Source organism: Enterobacter cloacae complex sp. SHL001, assembly GCF_049236825.1.
Classification (GTDB): domain Bacteria; phylum Pseudomonadota; class Gammaproteobacteria; order Enterobacterales; family Enterobacteriaceae; genus Enterobacter; species Enterobacter hormaechei_C.
Map to the genome: position 1 here is coordinate 192,900 of NZ_JBMKIP010000005.1, position 24,115 is coordinate 217,014.

A 24,115-nucleotide genomic window follows, 5' to 3' on the forward strand; every position below is an offset into this window, starting at 1 on the left:
ACCGATGGGCTCACATCGCTAAGATCGTGCCACTGCCTGTCGGACGAGTAACTTACGTGAAACAAAACGCCATACAACCTGCCAACCTCGAATTCAACGCTGAGGGTACACCTGTTTCCCGAGATTTTGATGACGTCTACTTTTCTAATGATAACGGACTGGAAGAGACGCGCTATGTCTTCCTCGAAGGAAATCATCTCAGCACCCGCTTCCCTGAGCATCCGCGCAGCCTGTTTGTCGTAGCGGAGAGCGGTTTCGGCACCGGGCTGAATTTTCTGACCCTCTGGCAGGCGTTCGACCAGTTTCGCGCTGCACACCCCGAGGCTACCTTACAAAGATTACATTTCATCAGTTTCGAAAAATTTCCGCTTACCGCGCACGATCTGCGGCTTGCCCATCAGCGCTGGCCGGAGCTTACCCACTGGGCGGAACAGCTTCAGGCCCAGTGGCCTCCGGCTATCGGTGGCTGTCATCGTCTGATTCTGGACGACGGACGCGTCACCCTCGACCTGTGGCTGGGCGACATTAACGACCTGACCGATAAGCTCGATGACTCAATGAATCAGAAGGTGGACGCCTGGTTCCTGGATGGTTTTGCGCCCGCCAAAAACCCGGACATGTGGAGCCCGCACCTGTTCAGCGCCATGGCACGTCTGGCGCGCCCGGGCGCGACGCTTGCTACCTTCACCTCGGCGGGATTTGTTCGCCGTGGGTTGCAGGAGGCGGGGTTTACCATGCGGAAAACCAAAGGCTTTGGCCGCAAACGCGACATGCTGGTCGGGGTGATGGAACAGGATCTGGCGATCCCGGCGCAGGCCCCCTGGTTTGCCCGTCGCGCCAGCACCTCGCGTGAGGTCGCCATTGTGGGCGGGGGTATCGCCAGCGCCCTGCTCTCGCTGGCGCTGCTGCACCGTGGCTGGCAGGTGACGCTCTACTGCGCTGACGAGGCGCCGGCGACGGGCGCATCAGGCAACCGTCAGGGCGCGCTTTATCCCTTATTAAGTTCACACGATCCGGCACTGTTCCAGTTCTTCCCGGCGGCGTTTACGTTTGCTCGCCGCCTTTACGATAGCCTGCCGGTTGCGTTCGACCACAACTGGTGCGGCGTGACGCAGCTCGGCTGGGACGAGAAGAGCCAGCAGAAAATCACACAAATGCTGTCGCTGGGTCTGCCGGAGGCCATCGCCCATGCCGTCACGGCGCAGCAGGTTGCAGAGACCGCTGGCGTCGACACCGGCTGCGGGGGTATTCAGTATCCACTCGGCGGCTGGCTGTGTCCGGCTGAACTGACTTCTGCGGCGATAGCCCTCGGGCAGTCGCGTGGGTTGACAGTGCATTATGCCCATAAGGTTCAATCGCTAAGCCGCACTGCGCACTGGAATTTGCGTTTCGCTAACGGCAAAGAGGCGCAGCATGCCAGCGTTGTGCTGGCCAACGGGCATCATATCAGCCAGTTTACCCAGACAGCGTCATTGCCGGTTTATCCGGTCGGCGGCCAGGTAAGCCATATTCCTGCCGCCCCCCAACTGAGCAAACTGCGTCAGGTGCTGTGTTACGACGGCTACCTGACGCCGCAAAACCCGTCCAACGGCCATCACTGCATCGGTGCCAGCTACCATCGCGGTGAAACAGATATGCAGTACAGCGAAGCGGATCAGCAGCAAAACCGCCAGCGCCTGCTCGACTGTTTCCCGGATGCGTCGTGGGCAAAAGAGGTGAATGTCGGTGAGGGTCAGGCGCGCTGCGGCGTACGCTGCGCGACCCGCGATCACCTGCCGATGGCGGGAAACGTGCCGGACTATGACGCCACGCTTGAAGTCTATCAGGATCTTGCTGACAACAAAGAAACGGCGGTAAGTGCTCCCGTTCACCCCGAGCTGTTTATGCTGGGTGGCTTAGGCTCGCGGGGATTATGCTCCGCGCCGCTGCTGGCTGAAGCGTTAGCCGCGCAAATGAGCGACGAGCCGGTTCCGCTGGACAGGGTTACGCTCGCGGGGCTGAATCCAAACCGACTGTGGGTGCGGAAATTGCTGAAGGGGAAAATGGTCAAGTAGGGTGCGGTCTGGTGCCCTCACCCCGGCCCTCTCCCTGTGGGAGAGGGCGGTGATACACTTACTTCGCTTTCGCCTGCTGGAACAAATTGTCCCACATGCCCAGCACTAAAGACTGGTCGCGCGGAGAGAGTTCCCCGGCCAGAATGGCTTTTTCCAGGCTGCGAGTGACTTCCGCGTGAACGGCGTCGGCAGAGTGATCGTCCCCGGCTTCCAGCGCGGCTACCGCCAGCGTCAGGTGACCACGCAGATAACCGCTGGCGAACAGCTCATCATCACTGGCGTGTTCCACCATGTCATCAATTAACGCCAGAATGCGTGATTCAAATTCTGCGATCATCTTCTTTCCTCTGTTAAAGATCTTCCGGCCAAGGGAAGCATTCCGCCGTGATCTCCGGCGTGTGGTAATAATTCTGTAAAGCCTCGATCAAGCGTGCCGGACGTGCCGGGATGCCTTTCTCAAGATATTCCATCACCTGCGCATGAACGCGGCGCTGGAAGACGATACGGTCTGGCTCGAAGTCGCCTTCGAGATTGTCACAGCTTACGTTGAACGGGAAACCCGCCGCTACGCAGAACAGCCATTCGAGCGCCTGAGGTTTCACCTCCACATCTTCGAACTGCCCCTGGGTGGCGGCGTCGCGCCCGTCCGGGCAGTACCAGTAACCAAAGTCCACCAGCTCGCGACGCGCTTTCCCGGCGATACACCAGTGCGAAATTTCGTGCAAACCGCTGGCGTAAAAGCCGTGGGCAAAGATGATGCGGTTATACGGAACCTCGTCATCAGCTGGAAGATAGATCGGTTCGTCGTCGCCTTTAATCAGACGGGTATTAAAATCATCAGCGAAACAGCTATCGAAGATCTCAATCAGCTGTTCGTAGTTATGCGTACTGTTCATTAGTTCATCCCCAACCAGGTGAGGATCTCCTGTCCATGGCTGTCATAAAGAAGTTTGGCGCTCATCACCGCCGAGACGACAACAATCATCGGGCGGATCAGCTTTTGTCCTTTGCTTAATACCAGACGCGAGCCTGCGCGCGCGCCCAAAAACTGCCCTGCCATCATCACAAACCCGGTTGCCCAGATAACCTTGCCGCCAATGATAAACAGCAGCAGACCGCCAACGTTGGAGGTCGCGTTGAGGACTTTGGCGTGGGCGGTGGATTTGGCGAGGTTGAATCCGGCCAGCGTCACGAATGCCAGCGCATAAAACGAACCTGCCCCCGGGCCAAAGAAGCCATCGTAAAAACCGACGCAGCCACCGGCAATCAGCGCAAACGGCAGGCCGTGAAGACGACGCTGTCGATCTTCTTCCCCGAGCTTTGGCATCAGCAGGAAATAGAGGCCGATACAGATAACCAGCAGCGGCAGGATCTGGCGCAGAATGTCGGACTGTACGTGCTGGACCAGCAGCGCACCCGCCGTTGAGCCAATAAACGTCATCAGGATATTGAGCTTCTGATCGGCGAGATTCACCACTTTGCGCCGGATGAAATAGAGCGACGAGGAGAGCGAACCGCCGCATGCCTGGAGTTTGTTGGTGGCAAGCGCCTGGGCAGGGCTCATGCCTGCCGCCAGCAGCGCCGGAACGGTGAGCAACCCGCCGCCGCCCGCCAGGGCATCGATAAATCCGGCTAACATCGCAACAAAAAAGAGCACCGCCAGCAGCAGCGGTGACACCATGAACAGATCGACGAAATTATCCATTAAAGTACATGCTCATCCAGTAGCGCCTGGCAGGAAGGCGGCAACGGAGGCGGTGTCTTCTTCTCAGGCTTAGAGGTTCCAGGCTTGGCTGGTTCAAACCAGCTTTGCAGTTCGTAACCACAACCATCGCCAGGCGGTGGCAGCGGCTGATCTTCACATTCCAGGCTGTTCGCCGGACAGCGCAGGCGAACATGCATATGCGCCCGGTGCTGGAACCAAGGGCGCACTTTACGCAACCAGTCGCGATCCGTTCCCGCATCCAGGCAAAGCTGCTGCTTGATGGCCGGATTAACAAAGATCCGCGTGACGTCGTTATCCTCTGCCGCCAGCTTAATCATGCTGGAAATTTCCGGCGACCAGCGCGAGGCGACGACCCGTTTACCGTCGGCCGAGACCAGATCCAGCGCCTGCGGTTTCAGCAGCTGCGCTGAGCTCCAGCGCGTTTTCGGCAATTGCAGGAAGATATCCACATCCAGTCCGGTCTGGTGGCTGGCGTGACCGCCGTTGAAGCGACCACCGGCAGGCATCCCCATATCGCCAATCAGCATCGTCCCCAGCCCCAGGTTATGCACCTGGTTGCCAAGACGCTGAATAAACAGCACCAGGTCAGGATGGCCGAAATAACGGCGCTGGTCGGTGCGCATCACCTGATAGGTATCCGATTGCAGCGGAAGTTCCTGCGCGCCGACGATACACCCGTTGGAGAAAGCGCCAATGGACTGCGCGCTCCCCGCTACCGGGTGGGTGATTTTCTGCCACGGCGTAGCGGCCAGGCTTGCTCCACTGGCCAGCAGCGCCAGCAGAGCGATTGCGGTTTTTTTCATAGTTACCAGCGTGGAATGGTGGTCGTCACATCCGCATTCTGCGCGCGCTGGCGCAGGAAGTGATCCATCAGCACGATCGCCAGCATCGCTTCTGCGATCGGCACCGCGCGGATCCCCACGCACGGATCGTGACGCCCTTTGGTGATCATCTCAACTTCATCGCCAGCGCGGTTAATCGTGTGGCCCGGGACGGTAATGCTGGACGTTGGCTTCAGCGCAATATTGGCAATAATTTGCTGCCCGCTGCTGATGCCACCCAGAATGCCGCCCGCATGGTTGCTCTGGAAACCCGCCTTCGTGATTTCGTCGCGGTTCTGGCTGCCGCGAAGCTTGACCACGTCAAAACCGTCGCCGATTTCAACGCCTTTCACCGCGTTGATGCTCATCAGCGCGTGGGCGATATCGGCGTCAAGGCGGTCAAATACCGGCTCGCCCCAGCCAGCCGGCACGCCGTCGGCCACCACGGTGACTTTCGCACCAATGGAGTCGCCCTCTTTTTTCAGGCCACGCATCAGCTCATCCAGCGCGTCCAGCTTGTCGGCATCGGCGCAGAAGAACGGGTTGAGCTCTACTTGATCCCAGTCTTTGATTGCCAGCGGAATGTCGCCCATCTGGGACAGACAGCCGCGGATAACGATGCCGAATTTCTGCTGGAGATATTTTTTGGCAATTGCCCCTGCCGCCACGCGCATCGCGGTTTCACGCGCGGAAGAACGTCCGCCGCCGCGATAGTCGCGAAAGCCATATTTTTGTTCGTAGGTATAGTCGGCGTGACCAGGACGGAAAACGTCCTTAATCGCGCCGTAGTCCTGAGAACGCTGATCGGTGTTTTCAATCAGCAGGCCAATGCTGGTTCCTGTGGTACGGCCTTCAAATACGCCGGAGAGAATTTTGACCTGGTCCGGCTCGCGACGCTGCGTGGTGTAGCGAGAGGTACCCGGACGACGACGGTCAAGGTCATGCTGTAAATCGGCTTCGGTCAGTTCGATGCCTGGCGGGACGCCATCAACGATACAACCCAGTGCCAGACCGTGCGACTCGCCAAAGGTGGTCACACGGAATACCTGTCCAATACTGTTTCCTGCCATCACGGCTCCGATGTTGTTGTTTGTGTTTGAGCGTTGTGAAACGGGCCGAAGCCCGCTGGATTAATCTTTGTAAATGCTGAAGTATTCGCGTGCATCAAGCAGTTGCGCCTTGGTCAGCATAAAGACGCCGTCACCGCCGTTGTCGAACTCAAGCCAGGTGAACGGCACATCCGGGTACTGCTCTATCAGATGTACCATGCTGTTGCCTACTTCACAAATCAGAACGCCGTCGTCGGTCAGATAATCCGGCGCGCAGGCCAGGATGCGGCGGGTCAGCTTCAGCCCGTCAGAGCCTGACGCCAGGCCCAGCTCCGGCTCGTGACGATACTCGTTCGGCAGGTCGGACATATCTTCTGCATCCACGTACGGCGGATTGGTGACGATCAGGTCGTATTGCAGCGTCGGCAGGTCGCGGAACAGGTCAGAGCGGATAGGCGTGACGTGATGAATCAGCCCGTGCTCTTCAATGTTGTATTCGGTGACGGCCAGCGCGTCGGTGGAGATATCGACGGCGTCCACTTCCGCTTCCGGGAAGGCGTACGCGCAGGCAATGGCGATGCAGCCGCTGCCGGTGCACATATCAAGAATGTGCTGCGGCTGATGGTTAATCAGGCCGTCAAAATGGTTGTTGATCAGCTCGCCAATCGGCGAACGCGGCACCAGCACGCGCTCATCAACATAGAATTCGTGGCCGCAGAACCAGGCTTTGTTGGTCAGGTAAGCCACCGGAATGCGCTCGTTTACGCGACGGATCACGCGCTCAACGATGCGGTGTTTTTCACTGGAGGTCAGGCGCGCGGTGCGCATGTCTTCCGGAATATCCAGCGGCAGGTAGAGAGACGGCAGCACCAGCTGCACGGCCTCATCCCACGGGTTGTCGGTACCGTGTCCGTACCAGATATTGGCGGCGCTGAAGCGGCTAACCGACCAGCGCAACATGTCCTGTATGGTATGCAGCTCGTTTACTGCTTCATCGACAAAAATTTTATCCACTCTTTCCTCCAGGGCATGCTCGCATAATTTTCGGCGGCTAGTTTGCCATGAAGACGGCGATAAATCAGCAATGACGCGTACCGCTTGAGGTTAAAAAATGCGTTTAGTCGGGTACACTATCGGAAATACGAGATGAGAATGACGAATGAAAAAGAAAACATCGCTCAGCGAGGAGGATCAGGCTCTCTTCCGCCAGCTGATGACCGGGACGCGTCAAATCACGCACGACACCATTGTCCATCGCCCGCAGCGTAAAAAAGTCAGCGAGGTACCGGTCAAACGGTTGCTCCAGGAGCAGGCCGATAACAGCCACTATTTTTCAGATGAGTTTCAGCCGCTGCTAAATACGCAGGGTGCGGTGAAATACGTGCGCGAAGACGTCAGCCATTTTGAACTGAAAAAATTACGCCGGGGAGATTACTCGCCGGAGCTGTTCCTCGATCTGCATGGGTTGACCCAGATGCAGGCGAAACAGGAGCTGGGGGCGTTGATCGCGGCATGTCGTCGCGAGCATGTTTTTTGCGCCTGCGTGATGCACGGCCACGGCAAACATATTCTTAAGCAACAGACACCGCTGTGGCTGGCTCAGCATCCATACGTGATGGCTTTTCATCAGGCGCCAAAAGAGTACGGCGGAGATGCCGCATTGCTGGTATTGATTGAGGTCGAGGAGTGGCAGCCGCCAGAATTGCCCTGACAGGATGGCGGGAGGCACGCTGCACCCCGCCATATCGCACGTCACGTCAGATGGCTTTTGCCATCTTCAGGTTGCACGGACTCATTTGCCAGTTAAAGACCCCTTTGCCGGTTTCGTCGAGGGTGACGTTGGCAATGGCGGACGTTGTGAACATCGGTGGCGTTTCGCCCGGGCACAGCTCAGATACCAGATAGCCGACCAGCGGCAGGTGGGAAATGACCAGTGCGGAAGCGACACCTTCATTGCACAGCGCCTGAAGGTAAGCACTGACAAGGCCAACATCGCCACACGGCGTGAGTTCAGGGAGAACATCCACACTGGATGGCAGGTTCATACACTCTCCTACCACATCCAGCGTCTGTTCTGCCCGCAGGAACGGACTCACCAGAACGCGTTCAATGTCCACTTTTTGACCTTTAAGCCATGTCGCCATCTGACGGGATTCGTCGCAGCCACAGACGGTTAAAGGACGTACTGAGTCACTGGCGGCATCGAGTGCCGCGTCGCCGTGACGCATGATAAAAACTTGCATATTGCACCGCTTTTGTTAACCAGAATCACCGGCGTTAACTACCCGCGATTAATGCTCTGAGGTAGAAAACCCGATGGCCGGGCATTGTGCCTGATCCATTCGGTGAATGAAACGCTGTTTTTTACCTCAATGGCGTAAGTATAGTCAATCTCTGTTTACAATTTCGCCAGAACAGGTTCCATCACCTCAGGATTTACCCTTCTTTGACTTCAGTTTACGCAATCAGTTTCCCTTGCGGGCCAGAATGTCTGACCCCGTTCCGCCATCTGCAATAATTCGTCACAAGGTGTAAACCGTGGACCATATTGCGAGGCCAGACGTTGCAGGATCGCAACCACTTCACCCGCCCCGAGGGTATCCATATACCGGAACGGACCGCCAAGGAATGGCGGAAAACCGATACCAAACACGGCGCCGATATCGCCGTCGCGCGCGCTTTTGATCACCTGCTCACCAAAGCAGCGCGCCGCTTCATTGAGCATCATCATCACGCAGCGCTCAGCACACTGAACCGCCGACAGTTTTCCCTGACCCGTGACAGGAATAAGCGCATAAACCGAAGGGTCGACCTGTTTCTTGCTTTTACGCCCTTTCACGGCGTAAAGATAGAAACCGCGTTCATTTTTTCTGCCTTTGCGATCGTCCTTCAAAATTGCGGAAACAAAGTTTGCAGGCGGCGCAAAACGATCGCCATAAGCCGCTTCCAGCACAGGGATAATTTTAGTCCCTGTATCAATTCCTACTTCATCCAAAAGTTGGATTGGGCCGACGGGGAAACCAAACTTCACCAGAGCGTCATCGACGTGCTCAATTTTCTCCCCTTCCGTCAGCAACCGCATCGCTTCGTTAATGTAAGGCGCCAGAATGCGGTTGACGTAGAAGCCGGCTTTGTCCGCGACCACAATCGGGGTTTTGCCCTGTTTTTTCGCCAGCTTCACCACGGTGGCAATAGTTTGCGGGCTGGTTGTGGCATGTGGAATAACCTCCACCAGCGGCATTTTTTCGACAGGGCTGAAATAGTGCAGCCCTATCACCTGCTCCGGGCGCACGGCTTTCGCCGCGATGTCGCCGATCGGCAAAGACGAGGTGTTTGACGCGAAAATGGTGTGCGGCGCGCAATGCTGTTCAACGTCCGCCACCATCTGCTGCTTAAGGGCGAGATCTTCGAACACGGCTTCAATCACCAGATCGCGGTGTGCAAACCCACTGTAGTCGGTGGCGCCAGTGATCATCGCGAGGGTTTTATCACGCTCACTGGCCTTGATATGGCGGCGTTTCACTTTGCGATCAAGGTTCTGCCAGCTGTACTGCAACGCGTGGTTGATACCCTTAGGGTTGATATCTTTGATACGTACGGGCAATTTGCCTTTGCTGGCGGTGACAAATGCGATGCCGCCGCCCATCAGCCCACCACCCAGAACGCCAACGGCGCGCAGCGGAGCCGGTTCAGCTTCACTGCCCGGATCTTTTTTAACCTCCGTGCTGGCAAAGAAAATGCCGCGCAGCGCCTGCGACTGCAGCGTCATCGCCAGCTCGCCAAAGGCTTTCGCTTCCGCAGCATAACCGCTGCTGCTGCCCTGCGATAAACCGGTTTCAATCACCTTCAGAATGCGCGTCGCTGCCGGATAGTTCCCTTTGGTTTTTTGCTCGGTTTTTTTACCCACCATATTGAACAGCAGCGTGCGCCCCAGCGGCCCGGCGAGGATACGCTCGCGCACCGGCAGAGGGCGTTTCGCCTGACGACCTTTCAGCGCCCGCTCAACGGCGGCTTCAAGCAAGATGGCGTGCGGAACGACCTCATCAACCAGACCCGCCTTTAACGCCTGGCGGGCGCGCAGCTGTTTACCGGTTAAAATCATCTCAAGCGCCGTACTGACGCCTACCAGACGCGGCAGGCGCTGCGTGCCACCTGAACCGGGCAGCAATCCAAGCTGTACCTCCGGCAGTCCGAGTACGGTTTTCGCATCGTCGGTACAAATGCGGCTGTGACAGGCCAGCGCCAGCTCAAGCCCACCGCCCAGGCAGGCCCCGTGGATCGCAGCGACAACGGGTATCGACAGCGCATGGATCTCCGCCATGACCTGCTGCCCCTGACGCGCCAGGTCTTCTGCTTCCTGAGCGCTTTTCGCCCGGGCAATCATGTTGATATCGGCCCCGGCAATAAAGTTATCCGGCTTTGCCGAGATAAATACCAGGCCACGTATCGCTTTGTTTTCGCGGATCTGTCTGAGCATCGCACGCACCTGAACGCCAAACTCGGCCTTCAGGGTGTTCATCTTTTCGTCGGGTACATCAATGGTGATAACGGCCACGTTATCAAGGCGGACAGCCAGGTTAAATGCAGATGTCGTTTCCATTATTCAGCCTCCAGAACCATTGCTGCACCCAGGCCGCCCGCCGCACAGGCGGTAACGAGACCAAAACCGCCGCCGCGACGACGCAGCTCGTGCAACGTCTGGGTTATCATTCTCGCGCCGGTCGCCGCAAATGGATGGCCGTAGGCGATGGATCCGCCAAGCACGTTAAACTTACTCTGATCCACTTCGCCGGTCGCGTGGGCGCGGCCCAGTACATCGCGCGCGAAGCGCTCGCTTGCCAGCAGCTGAATGTTTGCCAGGGTTTGTGCGGCAAAGGCTTCGTGCATATCGATCAGGGTTAAGTCAGCCAGCGTCAACCCCGCACGCTCCAGCGCCAGCGGCGTGGACCAGGCCGGACCGAGCAGCATGTCCTGCCAGACATCAATGGCGGTAAAGGCGTAGCTACGCAAATAGCCCAGCGGTGTTATGCCAAGCTCTTTCGCCCGGGATTCCGTCATCAGGATCACGGCGGCGGCACCGTCCGTCAGTGGCGTACTGTTGGCCGCCGTAACGGTGCCATGTTTACGATCAAACGCCGGGCGCAGTTTTGCATAATCCTCCAGCGTCGAGGTGCCACGGATATTGTTATCTTCCACCAGCGGTTCGCGGAAAGGCGGGATGTAAGCCGTCATCACCTCGTCGGCAAGTTTGCCTTCCGACCAGGCCTTCGCAGCGAGCTGATGCGAGCGATGCGCCAGTGCATCCTGCTGTTCGCGGGTAATACCGTAGGTTTTTGCCATCTGCTCGGCAGTGTCGCCCATACGCAGGCCGGTGGAGTATTCAGCAACGGCAGGTGGCACGGGCATGAGGTCGCGCAGACGTAAACGCGAGAAGAGTTTGAGCTTCGCACCGGTGGTCCGGGCTTTGTTGGCATCCACGAGGATGCGGGCCAGCTGTTTGCTAACACCGATGGGCAGCACGGATGAGGAATCCGCGCCGCCGGCGATCCCCGCGCGAATGGTCCCCGCCATCAGGCTTTCCGCCACGTTCGCCACCGCCTGGAAACTGGTGGCGCAGGCGCGGCTGACGCTGTATGCGTCGGTGTGAACATTCATGCCGGTGCCCAGCACGATTTCACGTGCGATATTGGGCGCTTCCGGCATTTGCACCACCTGGCCGAAAACCAGTTGCTCAATAACCTCTGGCGGGATCTCGCTGCGAGCCAGCATCTCCCCCACCACCATTTTTCCCAGATCGACAGCCGGTATACCGTGAAACGCGGTTGCCTGACGCGCAAACGGCGTACGTAACCCGCTGACAATGGCAATGCGGTCACCGTGTCGGGTGATAAGCGGTAATGCCTGACTCATAACACTCCCCTGTAAAAAAATTTTGCGCACACATTAAGTGGTCTGACCTGATAATAGTCTTAACTATTTTTTTACATTGAGCCAATCGGGGAAGCGAAAAATTGCGAGCTAAGGCACAGAGAAGAAAAAGAAAATGCCCCTGCATGGCAGAGGCATTTGTGAGATTTGTTGCCGGGTTGCGGCGTTGCCTTACCCGGCCTACACGATCGTAGGCCCGTGCAAAAAGTATTAACGCAGGCCCAGCTGGAAGATCAGCGTTTCTGCTTCGCAGGCGAACACAAAGTCGATATCCAGCCGCACGCCGCCTTCCACTTCCGTGAAGGTGGATTTGATTTCACACGGATCGGATTCGACTTCACGCGCGCGCTGGCTCAGCGCGGCCAGCGTCTCTTCCGCTTCAGCGCGGTTAGGGAATACGCGGCTGTAAGAGGCGGTGCAATCGGTGTTGTCCATAATGGTGCCAACATCCATACAGCAGCAAACCGGGGTTTCATCAGCACTGCATTTACTCATAGCTCAATTTCCTCTGTATTCGCGCAGGGCGCGAGATAAACACGATGCGTCTATTTTACGCCCCCGAACGAGCCCCCTCCAGCCGTTAATGGCGCAAAATCGGATAAGTGAGCAATATCACACTAAAAAATGATCTAAAACAAAATTCCCCTTTTCAGAGGAATCGCACTGGTCACAATTTTGCCAACCAGATCTCGTTTCAAGAAACATATCTGAAAATATTAATAAACAAACTTGCAACATCCCAGCTGGTCAGACCTATACTCTCGCCACTGGTCTGATTTGTAAGTCATACCTCAGACCCTACACTTCGCGCTCCTGTTACGGTATGTAACAATTATTGAATAAAAATAACTCAATGAGGTTATGGTCATGAGCCAGAAAACCCTGTTCAAACAAACTGCTTTAGCAGTTGCAGTGGCAATCGTCTCAACGTCCGCCTGGTCAGCGGGCTTCCAGTTAAACGAATTTTCTTCCTCTGGCCTTGGCCGTGCGTATTCCGGGGAAGGTGCGATTGCCGATGACGCAGGCAACGCGAGTCGTAACCCGGCACTGATCATGATGTTTGATCGCCCTACCTTCTCTGCCGGTGCGGTTTACATCGATCCTGATGTCAACATTTCTGGCAAATCTCAGTTCACCGGCGCAGATCTGAAGGCGGATAACATTGCGCCGACCGCGTGGGTGCCTAACCTGCACTTTGTTGCGCCAATCAATGAACAGTTTGGTTGGGGTGCCTCTGTCACCTCTAACTATGGCCTGGCAACGGAGTTCAATAACAACTATCCGGCCGGGGAATACGGCGGTAAAACCGACCTGACGACCCTGAACCTCAACCTGAGCGGCGCATATCGTCTGAACGATAACTGGAGCTTTGGTCTGGGCTTTGATGCTGTCTACGCCGATGCAAAAATCGAGCGTTACTCCGGGGAGCAAACTGCTGCACTGCCGAAAAACAGCAATAAAATTGCCAGCCTGAAAGGTGATGAATGGGGTTACGGCTGGAACGCCGGTATCCTGTATGAACTGGATAAAAACAACCGCTGGGGTCTGACCTATCGCTCAGAAGTGAAAATTGATTTCGATGGCGATTACAAAAGCGGCATCCTGAGCCCAGTCAACGGTATGGTCCCAGGCGCGGGCACCACCATTCCATGGGGTACCTCGAATCAAACCGTACCGGGTTCACTGTCGCTGCATCTGCCAGAAATGTGGGAAGTGTCAGGTTATAACCGCGTTGCGCCGCAGTGGGCAATTCACTACAGCCTCGCGTATACCAGCTGGAGCCAGTTCGAGGAGCTTAAAGCCACCGGCAGCAACGGCCAGACGCTGTTCTATAAAGACGAAAGCTTCCACGATGCTTACCGTATCGCGCTTGGTACGACCTATTATATGGATGATAACTGGACGTTCCGTACCGGCGTGGCATTTGATGACAGCCCGGTACCGGCCGATAAACGTTCTATCTCCATTCCGGATCAGGACCGTTTCTGGGTGAGTGCGGGGGCAACCTACGCGTTCAACGAGAATGCCTCTATCGACGCGGGCGTGTCGTACATGCATGGCCAGAAGGTGACCTTCCAGGAAGGCCCGTACGAGTTTACCTCTGAAGGTAAAGCCTGGCTGTTTGGTACCAACTTCAACTACGCGTTCTAATCCCAACACGATTAAAAAAGGTGAGCATTGCTCACCTTTTTTATTTATTCCGAATCGATATCTTTTAATTCGTTCTCGATGGCTTTCGCGTTCGGATTATCTTCCGGCTTCAGCTTACCGCCGTTGGCAATAAAATCATGGTTCTGGAAGTAGGCCTCGCGGACCATGATGTACGGATCGGAAGACTGACGCAGCAGACCATCAGAATCCAGCAGTTGCGCACGCGTTTCAATTCCTTCCACGGTCCATTTACCAATCGACAGCGGCCAGGTGAGCCATGACAGTACAGGATACAGCGTATCCACCATGTCGCCGCCATCATCACGCACGGTAAAGCTGCCGTAGAATGGCAGGTGCACATACGGACCATAACCTACGCCATAATGACCCAGCGTGCTGCCGAAACGGTGCGGCTGTTCACGCTGTAATTTCGGGTTCGCCATGCCTGCGACATCAATTAAGCCGCCCATACCCAGCAGGGAGTTCAGGAAGAAGCGGGTGAAATGCACCATCCCCTGATACGGGTCGCCCTGAAGGAAGTAGTTGACCATAACCGCTGGCTCTTCCAGGTTACTGGTAAAGTTGCTCAGCCCGTTACGCGCCGGCTGCGGAACATAGTCACGCCATGCCACGGCAACCGGACGAACCAGATATGGATCCAGCACATTATAGTTAAAGCTGTACATTGAACGGTTAAATCCTTCGAGAGGATCGGAGCGTCCCGTTTGCTCGCCAGAGCTGGCGCAGCCCACAAGCATTGTTACGCCCAGCGCAAGCGCCGACAGCCGAAGCTTCATAAATTTCTCCCTGTTCAATATGGCTATCGTTGAATGCCATCTGTGACGGAGCCTGAGATGCTCCGCCTGAAACGTGCAAGTGATTGTAACAGCACGCTTACCGATGTCTACGAGGACAATGACGACCCGCTCGCGTCATCACGCTAATTTCAGCATAGCCTGTCTTTCGGAATTCGTTTCGCTGGCAATTTTATATTGGCTTTGAAAGAGATGTCTCACCTTTATTGCCATTTTCAGCAATTTAAGAGCATCCCCACGGGGAAAGCGCTAAAAGCCGCTACGCTTAAATGAGCAATTACCCCGAAGGAGCTGTTATGAAAGACATTAGCGAAGAGAAAATTGGTGAAAGCAAAGAGGAACATGAGATTGAAAGCGAGGAGAAAGAACGGGGAGAAGAGATAGAAGTCGATGAAGATCGCCTGCCGTCGCGCGCCATGGCTATTCATGAGCATATTCGCCAGGACGGGGAAAAAGAGATGGAGCGCGACGCGATGGCCCTGCTGTGGTCAGCCATTGCAGCCGGTCTGTCGATGGGTGCCTCTCTGCTCGCCAAAGGGATATTTCACGTTCAGCTGGAAGGCGTACCGGGCGGGTTTTTGCTGGAAAATTTAGGCTACACGTTCGGCTTTATTATCGTCATTATGGCGCGACAGCAGCTTTTTACGGAGAATACCGTCACTGCCGTACTGCCCGTCATGCAAAATCCGACCCTCGGTAATTTCGGTTTACTGATGCGCCTGTGGAGCGTCGTGCTGCTGGGGAACCTGATCGGTACGGGCATAGCCGCCTGGGCATTCGAGTATATGCCAATATTTGATGAACCGACCCGCGACGCATTTGTGAAAATTGGCATGGATGTGATGAAAAACACGCCGGTTGAAATGTTCTCTAATGCCATAATTTCCGGCTGGATCATCGCCACTATGGTCTGGATGTTCCCGTCAGCGGGTAGCGCGAAAATCGTGGTGATTATCCTGATGACCTGGCTTATCGCACTCGCCGATACCACGCACATTGTTGTCGGAACCGTGGAGATCCTTTATCTGGTATTTAACGGCACACTCCACTGGAGCGACTTTTTCTGGCCGTTCGCCCTGCCAACCCTCGCAGGCAACATTTGTGGCGGGACCTTTATCTTTGCGCTGCTGAGCCATGCGCAAATCCGTAACGACATGTCCAACAAGCGTAAGGCCGAGCTTAAGGCTCAGGAAAAAAAGGATAAAACTGCCGAAAAATCGGCGTGAACGGTGACTCTTTGACCAGTCAGGCGGCAATGCGCTTAACGAAAAGTGTAAATAACGCTATACTCTTGCCGCTTCGTCCCCTTAGTTAAATGGATATAACGAGCCCCTCCTAAGGGCTAGTTGCAGGTTCGATTCCTGCAGGGGACACTTCTGTCTTTCCTTACGCCCCCTTCCAAAGCTCCACGCAGTTTCGGCCACGCCGTTTCGCGCCGTATAAGGCTTCATCCGCCGCCTGAATCAATCGCTCGTAATCGGGATGCCCGTTGAACATCGCAACGCCTATCGAGAGGGAGAGCGGGATAATATCGCCGGTTGGGGAGTTAACCTTGATTTTTTCCACCCGCCTGCGGATACGCTCGGCAATTCGCAGCGCGTCCACCTCTGAGATTTCCGTTAGCACAATCAGAAATTCATCGCCGCCGTAGCGAAAAACGTAATCACAGGTTCGCACGTTGTCGTAGAACGCGCCGGAGACTTTTCGCAGGATCTCGTCCCCGGTATTGTGCCCCCAGGTATCGTTGATTTGTTTAAATTTGTCGACGTCAATCAGCAGCGTCGAGAGCTTTGTTCCCGCCCGGGTGGCGTGCAGGATTTCGCGTTTGAAGATGGTTGGCAGGAAACGGCGATTCAACAGGCGGGTCAGGACATCAACCCCCACCTCGTGTCGCGACACTTCGTCAAACAGTTCGCGCAAAAGCGTGATGATTTGCGAGAGGGTATTACGCATTCGCTGCAAGAATTTATCCCGCTGCGCTTTATCACTCAGACCCTGCCCTGCAAGACGGACCTCGTTAAAAAGGTCATCGAATTCCTGAATCAGACGAGAGATATGACCGGCCTCAGCGATCCCGCTGAAGTAGTGCCGACCTTTATGGCTAAACCACAGTCCAAATTCAGACTGCCCCAGCGGCAGACTGTTGCCGATACTGGAATTAAGCGTGATCTTATACAGAAGCACCATTTCCCATGACAGCAGCGCCGCGGTCTGTCTCTCCTTCTCCTCTTCTGCGTTCTCCATTAAGGAAAAGATGCGATAATTTTCGTCCTCTTTCGCCGCATTGTTCTCGCTAAATACATAGGCCCGCGACATCACTTCCATGGCCAGATCGATACTGTTTATCGCGTAGTGATAAATATGCAGCTTCACCTCAGGCGAATGGGCGCTGGTAGTAATGACAGGTAACAGCAGCTTTTTCAGAACACGGAAGCCCATTTCAACTAAATCAACCGAAATACCAATACGGGCATGAACATCCGCAGCGCGCTGCTGCGCCCGCATCTGCTCTTCAACCTGCTCCACACGGCATGAGAGCACATCAATAAGCCAGCGACGAAGCGCCTCCTGAAGCTGCCTCTCCACCTGTTCGGTTGTCAGGAATTCAGCTGCCGATGGATCTGCCAGCACAACACGATAGAATTCAGCGACCAGGGGAGTTGCGTTGTCTCTGGCAAGCTCAGTCGCAAGCCGATGCACATCGGGATCGGTTTCATTAATCAGCTTCACCCACTCTTCTTTCACCGTTTGCAGGTAGGTTTCCATGGTCTGCACCTTCAGGAGACATGCGGGAACGCAGATTAAACAATAGCAAAATCAAACCACTCCGCAATTGCCGCTTTTTTAAACAAAAACGAGTGATGGCTCATAATGTATAACGGTGCTACATTATGCCGCCCACCCAAGTCAGCAATGGCCAGGCAACGTCGTAAAGAACGGTAAAGCCTGCAACCATGACCTCGTCCTACGGTCTCAATGGCACGTGGTATCGCGAAGTCTGCGCTACCTTCACAGGCTTCACATAGGTTCCACTATTTTGTCTCAATCCAAATTTCAGCGGGCGTTTCTGCACCCGCGCTACTGGTTTACATGGTTTGGCCTTGGCGTGCTTTGGCTGCTGGTTCAACTTCCATATCCCGTGATCCGTTTCCTGGGTTCTAAGCTCGGCAGCGCATCGCGTTACTTTCTTAAGCGTCGTGAATCCATTGCCCGAAAAAATCTCGAACTTTGCTTTCCGCATTACAATGCGCGGCAGCGCGAAACGCTGATTGCGGAAAACTTTAAATCTATCGGTATGGCGCTGCTTGAAACCGGTATGGCCTGGTTCTGGCCAGACGAGCGTGTCCGTAAATGGTTTGACGTGGAAGGCCTGGATAACCTGAAACGTGCCCAGATGCAAAACCGCGGCGTGATGGTTGTGGGTGTGCATTTTATGTCGCTTGAGCTGGGCGGCCGCGTTATGGGTCTTTGTCAGCCGATGATGGCAACCTATCGCCCGCATAACAGCGCGCTGATGGAATGGGTACAAACGCGGGGCCGCATGCGTTCAAATAAGGCGATGATCAGCCGTAACAATCTCCGCGGTATGGTTGGCGCCCTGAAAAAAGGTGAAGCCGTCTGGTTTGCCCCGGATCAGGACTACGGTCCTAAAGGCAGCAGTTTTGCCCCTTTCTTTGCGGTTAAAGATGTCGCTACGACGAACGGTACCTTTGTGATTTCACGTCTCTCAGGCGCCGCGATGTTGACGGTGACCATGGTCAGAAAAGCGGATAAGTCAGGCTATCGTCTGCATATCTCCCCAGAGATGGCGAACTATCCTGAAGATGAGAGTGAAGCCGCGACCTTTATCAATAAGGTGATTGAGTTTGAAATTATGCGTGCGCCTGAGCAGTATCTGTGGATGCACCGCCGCTTTAAAACCCGCCCCCTGGGCGAAGCCTCGCTCTATATCTGACCCCTTTCGAAGGTTAGTTTCGCTAAGAAACTAACCTTTTCAAACACCTGTAATCGCAGTGCGTAACGGCTTTTTTCGACCGTCGCTCAACAGGCATTTATTGCGTACCGAAATCAAACTGTCGCCGTTCCACGACACTCGTAAGTGTAGGAAATTATTTAAAAAAATGCCTCTTGTCACTCCTGAAATTTAGGCGTACATTAGCGCCGTCTGGCGACAGGAAAGCACAGAATTCAGAGCTGAAGTTAGCGACGTCACGGGATAATTCCGATTTCCCCTTTCGCATGATTTCAACCCTCTATACTCAGTTGGACTCTGTTTTTTTAATGCGTACCGGAAGATACGCGGAGCGATGAAACGTGAAATATTTCTTTATGGGCATTTCGGTTATTGTTTTAGTTTGGGCCGGAACGTTTGCTCTGATGATCTAGTTAAGAAAATGCAGTCAAAAAAACAGGCGCCGTTGGCGCCTGTTTTTTTTTGTCCGTTACGACTCGGGTTGTTCCGCAACGCTCTTCGCTGCAAGCAGGCCATCCGCGCGGAACATGCTTTTAATGCCCCGCACTGCCTGACGGATACGGTCGCTATTTTCAATCAGCGCGAAACGCACGTGCGTGTCACCGTAGTCACCAAAGCCAATGCCTGGAGAGACGCAAACCTTCGCGTCCTGAAGCAGTTTTTTGGCAAATTCCAGAGAACCCATCGCCGCATACGGCTCAGGGATTTTCGCCCAGACGTACATAGAGGCTTTAGGCATTTCCACCATCCAGCCTGCTTCATGAAGCCCTTTTACCAGCACATCACGGCGGCGTTTGTACTGAGCGGCAATATCGAGCACGCATTGCTGATCCCCTTCCAGCGCCGCGATGGCCGCGACCTGTAACGGCGTAAAGGTGCCATAGTCATGGTAGCTTTTAATACGCGCCAGGGCGCTCACCAGCGTTTTGTTTCCCACCATAAAACCAATTCGCCAGCCCGCCATGTTGTAGCTTTTCGACAGGGTGAAAAACTCAACCGCCACATCGCGGGCACCGGGTACCTGCATAATTGACGGCGCTTTCCAGCCATCATAAACGATATCGGCGTAGGCGAGATCGTGTACCACCAGCACGTCGTAACGCTTAGCCAGCGCGACCACTTTCTCGAAGAATTCGAGTTCAACGCATTGTGCCGTTGGGTTTGACGGGAAACCGAGGATCATCATTTTCGGCTTCGGATAGCTTTCACGAATCGCCCGTTCCAGCTCGTTAAAGAAGTCGACGCCTTCCACCAGCGGGACAGAACGCACCTGCGCGCCGGCAATCACCGCCCCATAGATGTGAATCGGGTAGCTCGGATTCGGCACCAGTACGGTATCGCCGTGATCCAGCGTCGCCAGCATCAGGTGGGCCAGCCCCTCTTTGGAGCCAATGGTCACAATCGCTTCACTTTCAGGATCGATATCGACCTGATAACGATCCTGATACCAGCGGGAGATCGCCCGACGTAAGCGTGGAATGCCGCGTGAGGTGGAATACCCATGGGTGTCAGGACGCTGCGCAACCGTGCAGAGTTTCTCAACGATGTGCGGCGGCGTTGGGCCGTCAGGGTTACCCATACTGAAATCGATAATGTCTTCGCCGCGCCGACGCGCAGCCATTTTCAGTTCAGCAGTGATATTGAAAACATAAGGGGGGAGACGATCGATACGCGTAAAACGGCGTTCAGGACTGAATTCAGCCATAGATTCCTCAGAGTCACGTTAGCGCCCGGACCGTCCGAGCGACGCTGCCACCCGTGTGGCGTGCTTAGAAAATAACCTGAAGAAAAAGACGCTGTCGAGAGGATAACGGCAAAACAATATTTTGCGCTAAAACGGGAATGTGATTGCAGTGAAAAGCGGAACCCTTATCGCGAACAGGCAGTTTTAAGCGCTACGATTTAACACAATATTTTCAGTATCGTTACCTGACGTTTCTCCCCAAACGGAAAAGCACCGGCTTTCAGTCAAAAGCCAGCAATCCCCTTTGAGAATTATGGTTTTTCCCCATTTGATAAATCTGATGGATAGCTGGTCATCAGGCCCTATGTTTTCTATCATAGATTTTTCCCGTTTTCCCAGGCCTGACCGTGCACGAAATCTTCAATATGCTCCTGGCGGTGTTCGACCGCGCGGCATTAATGCTGATCTGTCTCTTTTTCCTTATCCGCATCCGCTTGTTCCGCGAACTGTTGCATAAATCTGCCCATTCGCCAAAAGAGCTGCTGGCCGTCACGTTTATCTTTTCGATGTTTGCCCTGTTCAGCACCTGGTCCGGGGTGCCGGTAGAAGGCTCGCTGGTGAACGTGCGCATCATCGCCGTCATGTCGGGCGGGATCCTCTTTGGTCCCTGGGTAGGGATTATCACAGGCATCATCGCCGGCACCCATCGATACCTGATTGATATTGGCGGCGTGACGGCAGTCCCCTGCTTTATCACCAGCATTATTGCCGGGCTGCTCTCGGGCTGGATTAACCGCAAAATCCCGAAAAAGCAGCACTGGCGTGCAGGGATTATCGCGGGGATGGTCTGCGAAACGCTGACCATGATCCTGGTCATCGTCTGGGCGCCAACCGTTGCGCTGGGGCTGGATATCGTCTCGAAGATCGGTATTCCTATGATCCTCGGGAGCGTCTGTATCGGTTTTATCGTGCTACTGGTGCAAAGCGTGGAGGGCGAAAAAGAGGCCAGCGCCGCGCGTCAGGCCAAGCTGGCGCTGGATATCGCCAACAAGACGCTGCCGCTTTTCCGACACGTTAACGCCGAATCTTTACGTCAGGTTTGCGATATCATCCGCCGTGATATTCACGCCGATGCGGTCGCCATCACCAATATTGACCACGTGCTGGCTTACGTTGGCGTCGGGGAGCACAATTATCGCGACAGCGACGATACCATCAGCCCGACCACCAGACAGGCGATTAACTACGGAAAAATCATCATTAAAAACAATGATGAAGCCCACCGGACGCCAGAGATCCACTCAATGCTGGTGATCCCGCTGTGGGAAAAAGGCGTGGTCACGGGGACGCTGAAAATTTACTACTGCCATGCGCACCAAATCACCTCCTCGCTCCAGGAGATGGCGATTGGCCTGTCGCAGATTATCTCCACTCAACTTGAGGTTTCGCGTGCAGAGCAGCTGCGCGAGATGGCAAATAAGGCAGAGCTGCGCGCCCTGCAAAGCAAGATCAATCCCCATTTCCTGTTTAACGCGCTGAACGCTATCTCCTCTTCCATCCGTCTGAATCCGGATACCGCGCGGCAGCTGATATTTAATCTGTCGCGCTATCTGCGCTACAACATTGAGCTAAATGACGACGAGCAGATCGACATCAAAAAAGAGCTGTATCAAATCAAGGATTACATCGCCATCGAGCAGGCACGCTTTGGCGATAAGCTCACGGTCATTTACGATATTGATGAAGAGGTCAGCTGCGTGATCCCAAGCCTGCTGATCCAGCCTCTGGTGGAAAACGCCATTGTTCACGGTATTCAGCCGTGTAAAGGTAAAGGCGTAGTAACGATTAGCGTGACGGAAAGCGGTAACCGCGTGCGCATCGCCGTGCGCGATACCGGGCACGGCATCGATCCGAAAGTCATCGAGCGCGTCAAATCAAACGAAATGCCGGGCAACAAGATCGGACTGCTGAATGTGCATTACCGGGTCAAACTGCTGTACGGTGACGGGCTGCATATTCACCGTCTTGAGCCGGGCACCGAAATTGCCTTTTATGTTCCGAATGAGCGAACGCCCGTGAATGCCCCGATATCCTTGTTGCCGTAGGCCGGAGTAACAGATGAAAGTCATCATCGTAGAAGATGAATTTCTGGCTCAACAGGAGTTGAGCTGGCTTATCAAAACCCACAGCCAGATGGAGATTGTTGGCTGTTTTGAGGATGGTCTGGACGTGCTGAAATTTTTACAGCATAACCGGGTCGACGCGATATTCCTCGATATTAATATTCCGTCGCTGGACGGCGTCCTGCTGGCGCAAAATATCAATCAGTTCGCCCACAAGCCGTTTATTGTGTTTGTCACCGCGTGGAAAGAGCATGCCGTGGAAGCCTTCGAGCTTGAGGCGTTTGACTATATTCTGAAGCCGTACCAGGAGTCGCGTATTATCAGCATGCTGCATAAGCTGGAAGCCGCGTGGCAGCAGCAAGCATTACCCGCCAGTGCCAGCCCGGTAGCGCGGGAAAACGACACGATTAATCTGGTGAAGGACGAACGAATCATCGTCACGCCTGTCGACGATATTTACTATGCCGAAGCGCATGAAAAAATGACGTTTGTCTATACGCGGCGTGAATCCTACGTCATGGCGATGAACATCACCGAATTCTGCAATAAACTCCCGGCCGCTCACTTCTTCCGCTGCCACCGCTCGTTCTGCGTCAACCTGAACAAGATCCGCGAAATCGAACCCTGGTTTAATAACACCTATATTTTGCGGCTGAAGGATCTGGATTTCCAGGTGCCGGTAAGCCGCAGCAGGGTGAAAGAGTTCCGCCAGCTCATGCACCTGTAACGCGTTCCCTCTCCCGCAGGAGAGGGGAATGAGCATCAGAGGATCTGACCCAGTACCTGACGCAGATGCGCCCCGGAGCCCAGTAAGCCTGGGTTGTCGTGGACAATCAGGTAAACAGGAATGTCCTGGACATAGCTCCTGAAGCGGCCTTTGTCTTCGAAGCCGCCACGGAAGCCGGAGGCGGTAAAGAAATCGAGGAAGCGCGGTACGATCCCGCCCGCAATATAGACCCCGCCAAAGGTGCCAAGGTTCAGCGCCAGGTTGCCGCCAAAACGCCCCATGATGACGCAGAACAGCGACAAAGCACGGCGGCAGTCAATACAGCTGTCGGCCAGCGCGCGTTCGGTCACATCTTTAGGTTGCAGATTTTCCGGCAGACGACCGTCTGATTTTACAATCGCCCGATACAGGTTCACCAGGCCCGGGCCAGAAAGCACCCGCTCGGCCGACACGTGCCCAATCTCGGCGCGTAGCTCCTCCAGAATAATGCCCTCTTCTTCGCTGTTCGGCGCAAAATCCACGTGACCGCCCTCGCCCGGCAGGCTGACCCAGCGTTTGTCGACGTGGACCAGGTGCGCCACCCCCAGGCCGGTGCCTGCGCCGTAAACGGCAATCGGTTTGCCTTCAACCGGGGCCGTACCGCCGAACTGAATCAGATGCTCTGGTTTAAGCATTGGGATAGCCATGGAAACCGCAGTGAAGTCGTTGATAATTTCAAGGTGCGAGAAGCCGAGGTTTTTCCGCATTTCGGCAATTGAGAAGGCCCACGTGTGGTTGGTCATCGCCACCCAATCGCCGGTGATCGGACAGGCAATAGCGATACAACCGTCTTCAACGCTCACTTTATGCTCTTCCAGATAGACGCGAACCACCGCTTCCAGGCTTGGGTAATCCAGCCCTGAATAGGTTTTCGCCTGAGAAATTGCACCGCTGTTCACATCGCACAGGGCAAGGCGCGCGTTGGTGCCGCCTACATCACCTACCAAAGCATACTTTGTCATTCTTCTACTGCTCCGCTAAAGTCAGAATAAATCTTTGGGACACTGTAAATTCAAGGCGTGATA

At 55.0% G+C, this 24,115-nt stretch carries 22 protein-coding genes and 1 tRNA gene; 9 read left to right on the top strand and 14 right to left on the bottom strand.

Annotation, left to right across the window (positions count from 1 at the left end; translation table 11 throughout):
* The first annotated feature begins 56 nt into the window (after positions 1-56).
* Entirely contained in the window at positions 57-2,054 is a 1,998-nt protein-coding gene (mnmC, locus tag ACOTYH_RS15475; RefSeq protein ID WP_017383450.1) for a bifunctional tRNA (5-methylaminomethyl-2-thiouridine)(34)-methyltransferase MnmD/FAD-dependent 5-carboxymethylaminomethyl-2-thiouridine(34) oxidoreductase MnmC, read from the top strand.
* 58 nt (positions 2,055-2,112) lie between these two features.
* Here mnmC and ACOTYH_RS15480 read toward each other — a convergent pair whose 3' ends face one another.
* From ACOTYH_RS15480 to prmB, 6 genes are read right to left on the bottom strand one after another with little or no spacing between them, the layout of a single operon-like run.
* Positions 2,113-2,391 carry a YfcL family protein gene (locus tag ACOTYH_RS15480; RefSeq protein WP_017383451.1) on the bottom strand — a complete coding sequence of 93 codons (279 nt, stop codon included), beginning with the start codon at positions 2,389-2,391 and terminating at the stop codon, positions 2,113-2,115.
* A 13-nt stretch (positions 2,392-2,404) separates the two neighbouring features.
* Complete coding sequence (locus ACOTYH_RS15485) at positions 2,405-2,950, bottom strand: elongation factor P hydroxylase (RefSeq protein ID WP_003861390.1); 546 nt, start codon at positions 2,948-2,950, stop codon at positions 2,405-2,407.
* The gene (locus tag ACOTYH_RS15490; RefSeq protein WP_003861386.1) at positions 2,950-3,759 is read right to left on the bottom strand and encodes a sulfite exporter TauE/SafE family protein; all 810 of its coding nucleotides are present in this window, start codon (positions 3,757-3,759) and stop codon (positions 2,950-2,952) included. Before ACOTYH_RS15490 ends, ACOTYH_RS15485 begins: the two co-directional genes overlap by 1 nt.
* Entirely contained in the window at positions 3,759-4,583 is an 825-nt protein-coding gene (mepA, locus tag ACOTYH_RS15495) for a penicillin-insensitive murein endopeptidase (RefSeq protein ID WP_003861385.1), read from the bottom strand. The genes ACOTYH_RS15490 and mepA overlap by 1 nt, the downstream gene beginning before the upstream one ends.
* Before the next feature lie 2 nt (positions 4,584-4,585).
* The gene (gene aroC, locus ACOTYH_RS15500; RefSeq protein WP_015572247.1) at positions 4,586-5,671 is read right to left on the bottom strand and encodes a chorismate synthase; all 1,086 of its coding nucleotides are present in this window, start codon (positions 5,669-5,671) and stop codon (positions 4,586-4,588) included.
* A 60-nt stretch (positions 5,672-5,731) separates the two neighbouring features.
* Positions 5,732-6,664 carry a 50S ribosomal protein L3 N(5)-glutamine methyltransferase gene (gene prmB / locus ACOTYH_RS15505; protein ID WP_063932829.1) on the bottom strand — a complete coding sequence of 311 codons (933 nt, stop codon included), beginning with the start codon at positions 6,662-6,664 and terminating at the stop codon, positions 5,732-5,734.
* A gap of 145 nt (positions 6,665-6,809) precedes the next feature.
* Here prmB and smrB point away from each other — a divergent pair, with 145 nt between their 5' ends.
* Positions 6,810-7,361, top strand: a complete 552-nt coding sequence (gene smrB / locus ACOTYH_RS15510; protein ID WP_017692984.1) for an endonuclease SmrB — start codon at positions 6,810-6,812, stop codon at positions 7,359-7,361.
* Between the two features lie 46 nt (positions 7,362-7,407).
* Here smrB and sixA read toward each other — a convergent pair whose 3' ends face one another.
* From sixA to ACOTYH_RS15530, 4 genes are all read right to left on the bottom strand, one after another.
* Positions 7,408-7,893, bottom strand: a complete 486-nt coding sequence (gene sixA, locus ACOTYH_RS15515) for a phosphohistidine phosphatase SixA (protein WP_003861375.1) — start codon at positions 7,891-7,893, stop codon at positions 7,408-7,410.
* Positions 7,894-8,102: 209 nt separating this feature from the next.
* A complete protein-coding gene (gene fadJ / locus ACOTYH_RS15520; RefSeq protein WP_058689112.1) occupies positions 8,103-10,250 on the bottom strand; it encodes a fatty acid oxidation complex subunit alpha FadJ in 2,148 nt (715 codons plus the stop codon).
* Positions 10,250-11,560: an acetyl-CoA C-acyltransferase FadI gene (gene fadI, locus ACOTYH_RS15525; RefSeq protein ID WP_017692982.1), complete on the bottom strand. Its 1,311-nt coding sequence runs from the start codon at positions 11,558-11,560 to the stop codon at positions 10,250-10,252. The genes fadJ and fadI overlap by 1 nt, the downstream gene beginning before the upstream one ends.
* 228 nt (positions 11,561-11,788) lie before the next feature.
* Positions 11,789-12,073, bottom strand: coding sequence for a YfcZ/YiiS family protein (locus tag ACOTYH_RS15530; protein WP_017383455.1), 285 nt, complete (start codon positions 12,071-12,073; stop codon positions 11,789-11,791).
* Positions 12,074-12,445: 372 nt separating this feature from the next.
* Between ACOTYH_RS15530 and fadL the strand changes: the two genes are divergently transcribed.
* On the top strand, positions 12,446-13,729 hold the full coding sequence (gene fadL / locus ACOTYH_RS15535; protein WP_032102746.1) for a long-chain fatty acid transporter FadL: 1,284 nt from the start codon (positions 12,446-12,448) through the stop codon (positions 13,727-13,729).
* Positions 13,730-13,773: 44 nt separating this feature from the next.
* Here fadL and mlaA read toward each other — a convergent pair whose 3' ends face one another.
* On the bottom strand, positions 13,774-14,526 hold the full coding sequence (mlaA, locus tag ACOTYH_RS15540) for a phospholipid-binding lipoprotein MlaA (RefSeq protein WP_003861365.1): 753 nt from the start codon (positions 14,524-14,526) through the stop codon (positions 13,774-13,776).
* A 314-nt stretch (positions 14,527-14,840) separates the two neighbouring features.
* Here mlaA and ACOTYH_RS15545 point away from each other — a divergent pair, with 314 nt between their 5' ends.
* Positions 14,841-15,770: a formate/nitrite transporter family protein gene (locus tag ACOTYH_RS15545; RefSeq protein WP_058689115.1), complete on the top strand. Its 930-nt coding sequence runs from the start codon at positions 14,841-14,843 to the stop codon at positions 15,768-15,770.
* A 75-nt stretch (positions 15,771-15,845) separates the two neighbouring features.
* Positions 15,846-15,917 (top strand) — tRNA-Arg (locus tag ACOTYH_RS15550).
* Positions 15,918-15,930: 13 nt separating this feature from the next.
* On the opposite strand, the gene ACOTYH_RS15555 is transcribed toward ACOTYH_RS15550, so the two are convergent.
* Positions 15,931-17,310 carry a diguanylate cyclase gene (locus ACOTYH_RS15555; RefSeq protein ID WP_032102748.1) on the bottom strand — a complete coding sequence of 460 codons (1,380 nt, stop codon included), beginning with the start codon at positions 17,308-17,310 and terminating at the stop codon, positions 15,931-15,933.
* 268 nt (positions 17,311-17,578) lie between these two features.
* On the opposite strand from ACOTYH_RS15555, the gene lpxP reads away from it, so the two are divergent.
* Together lpxP and ypdK are read left to right on the top strand one after the other, a co-directional pair.
* Complete coding sequence (gene lpxP, locus ACOTYH_RS15560; RefSeq protein ID WP_086524742.1) at positions 17,579-18,499, top strand: kdo(2)-lipid IV(A) palmitoleoyltransferase; 921 nt, start codon at positions 17,579-17,581, stop codon at positions 18,497-18,499.
* Between the two features lie 359 nt (positions 18,500-18,858).
* Positions 18,859-18,930 carry a membrane protein YpdK gene (gene ypdK, locus ACOTYH_RS15565; protein ID WP_099458937.1) on the top strand — a complete coding sequence of 24 codons (72 nt, stop codon included), beginning with the start codon at positions 18,859-18,861 and terminating at the stop codon, positions 18,928-18,930.
* Between the two features lie 56 nt (positions 18,931-18,986).
* Here ypdK and alaC read toward each other — a convergent pair whose 3' ends face one another.
* On the bottom strand, positions 18,987-20,222 hold the full coding sequence (gene alaC, locus ACOTYH_RS15570) for an alanine transaminase (protein ID WP_017383460.1): 1,236 nt from the start codon (positions 20,220-20,222) through the stop codon (positions 18,987-18,989).
* A gap of 386 nt (positions 20,223-20,608) precedes the next feature.
* On the opposite strand from alaC, the gene ACOTYH_RS15575 reads away from it, so the two are divergent.
* Positions 20,609-22,306, top strand: a complete 1,698-nt coding sequence (locus ACOTYH_RS15575) for a sensor histidine kinase (RefSeq protein ID WP_032671789.1) — start codon at positions 20,609-20,611, stop codon at positions 22,304-22,306.
* A gap of 13 nt (positions 22,307-22,319) precedes the next feature.
* Positions 22,320-23,051, top strand: a complete 732-nt coding sequence (locus ACOTYH_RS15580) for a LytR/AlgR family response regulator transcription factor (protein ID WP_015572237.1) — start codon at positions 22,320-22,322, stop codon at positions 23,049-23,051.
* A gap of 35 nt (positions 23,052-23,086) precedes the next feature.
* Here ACOTYH_RS15580 and glk read toward each other — a convergent pair whose 3' ends face one another.
* On the bottom strand, positions 23,087-24,052 hold the full coding sequence (gene glk, locus ACOTYH_RS15585; RefSeq protein ID WP_045327736.1) for a glucokinase: 966 nt from the start codon (positions 24,050-24,052) through the stop codon (positions 23,087-23,089).
* Positions 24,053-24,115 lie beyond the last annotated feature (63 nt).

What these genes read in the sequence shown, in the direction of transcription:
- ACOTYH_RS15530 (WP_017383455.1), bottom strand. Translation starts at nt 12,073, where the DNA reads ATGAGTAAATGCAGTGCTGATGAAACCCCGGTTTGCTGCTGTATGGAT.
- ACOTYH_RS15580 (WP_015572237.1), top strand. Translation starts at nt 22,320, where the DNA reads ATGAAAGTCATCATCGTAGAAGATGAATTTCTGGCTCAACAGGAGTTG.
- fadL (WP_032102746.1), top strand. Translation starts at nt 12,446, where the DNA reads ATGAGCCAGAAAACCCTGTTCAAACAAACTGCTTTAGCAGTTGCAGTG.
- ACOTYH_RS15485 (WP_003861390.1), bottom strand. Translation starts at nt 2,950, where the DNA reads ATGAACAGTACGCATAACTACGAACAGCTGATTGAGATCTTCGATAGC.
- fadJ (WP_058689112.1), bottom strand. Translation starts at nt 10,250, where the DNA reads ATGGAAACGACATCTGCATTTAACCTGGCTGTCCGCCTTGATAACGTG.
- smrB (WP_017692984.1), top strand. Translation starts at nt 6,810, where the DNA reads ATGAAAAAGAAAACATCGCTCAGCGAGGAGGATCAGGCTCTCTTCCGC.
- sixA (WP_003861375.1), bottom strand. Translation starts at nt 7,893, where the DNA reads ATGCAAGTTTTTATCATGCGTCACGGCGACGCGGCACTCGATGCCGCC.
- fadI (WP_017692982.1), bottom strand. Translation starts at nt 11,560, where the DNA reads ATGAGTCAGGCATTACCGCTTATCACCCGACACGGTGACCGCATTGCC.
- mlaA (WP_003861365.1), bottom strand. Translation starts at nt 14,526, where the DNA reads ATGAAGCTTCGGCTGTCGGCGCTTGCGCTGGGCGTAACAATGCTTGTG.
- ACOTYH_RS15555 (WP_032102748.1), bottom strand. Translation starts at nt 17,310, where the DNA reads ATGGAAACCTACCTGCAAACGGTGAAAGAAGAGTGGGTGAAGCTGATT.
- mepA (WP_003861385.1), bottom strand. Translation starts at nt 4,583, where the DNA reads ATGAAAAAAACCGCAATCGCTCTGCTGGCGCTGCTGGCCAGTGGAGCA.
- aroC (WP_015572247.1), bottom strand. Translation starts at nt 5,671, where the DNA reads ATGGCAGGAAACAGTATTGGACAGGTATTCCGTGTGACCACCTTTGGC.
- glk (WP_045327736.1), bottom strand. Translation starts at nt 24,052, where the DNA reads ATGACAAAGTATGCTTTGGTAGGTGATGTAGGCGGCACCAACGCGCGC.
- ACOTYH_RS15545 (WP_058689115.1), top strand. Translation starts at nt 14,841, where the DNA reads ATGAAAGACATTAGCGAAGAGAAAATTGGTGAAAGCAAAGAGGAACAT.
- ACOTYH_RS15480 (WP_017383451.1), bottom strand. Translation starts at nt 2,391, where the DNA reads ATGATCGCAGAATTTGAATCACGCATTCTGGCGTTAATTGATGACATG.
- ACOTYH_RS15490 (WP_003861386.1), bottom strand. Translation starts at nt 3,759, where the DNA reads ATGGATAATTTCGTCGATCTGTTCATGGTGTCACCGCTGCTGCTGGCG.
- alaC (WP_017383460.1), bottom strand. Translation starts at nt 20,222, where the DNA reads ATGGCTGAATTCAGTCCTGAACGCCGTTTTACGCGTATCGATCGTCTC.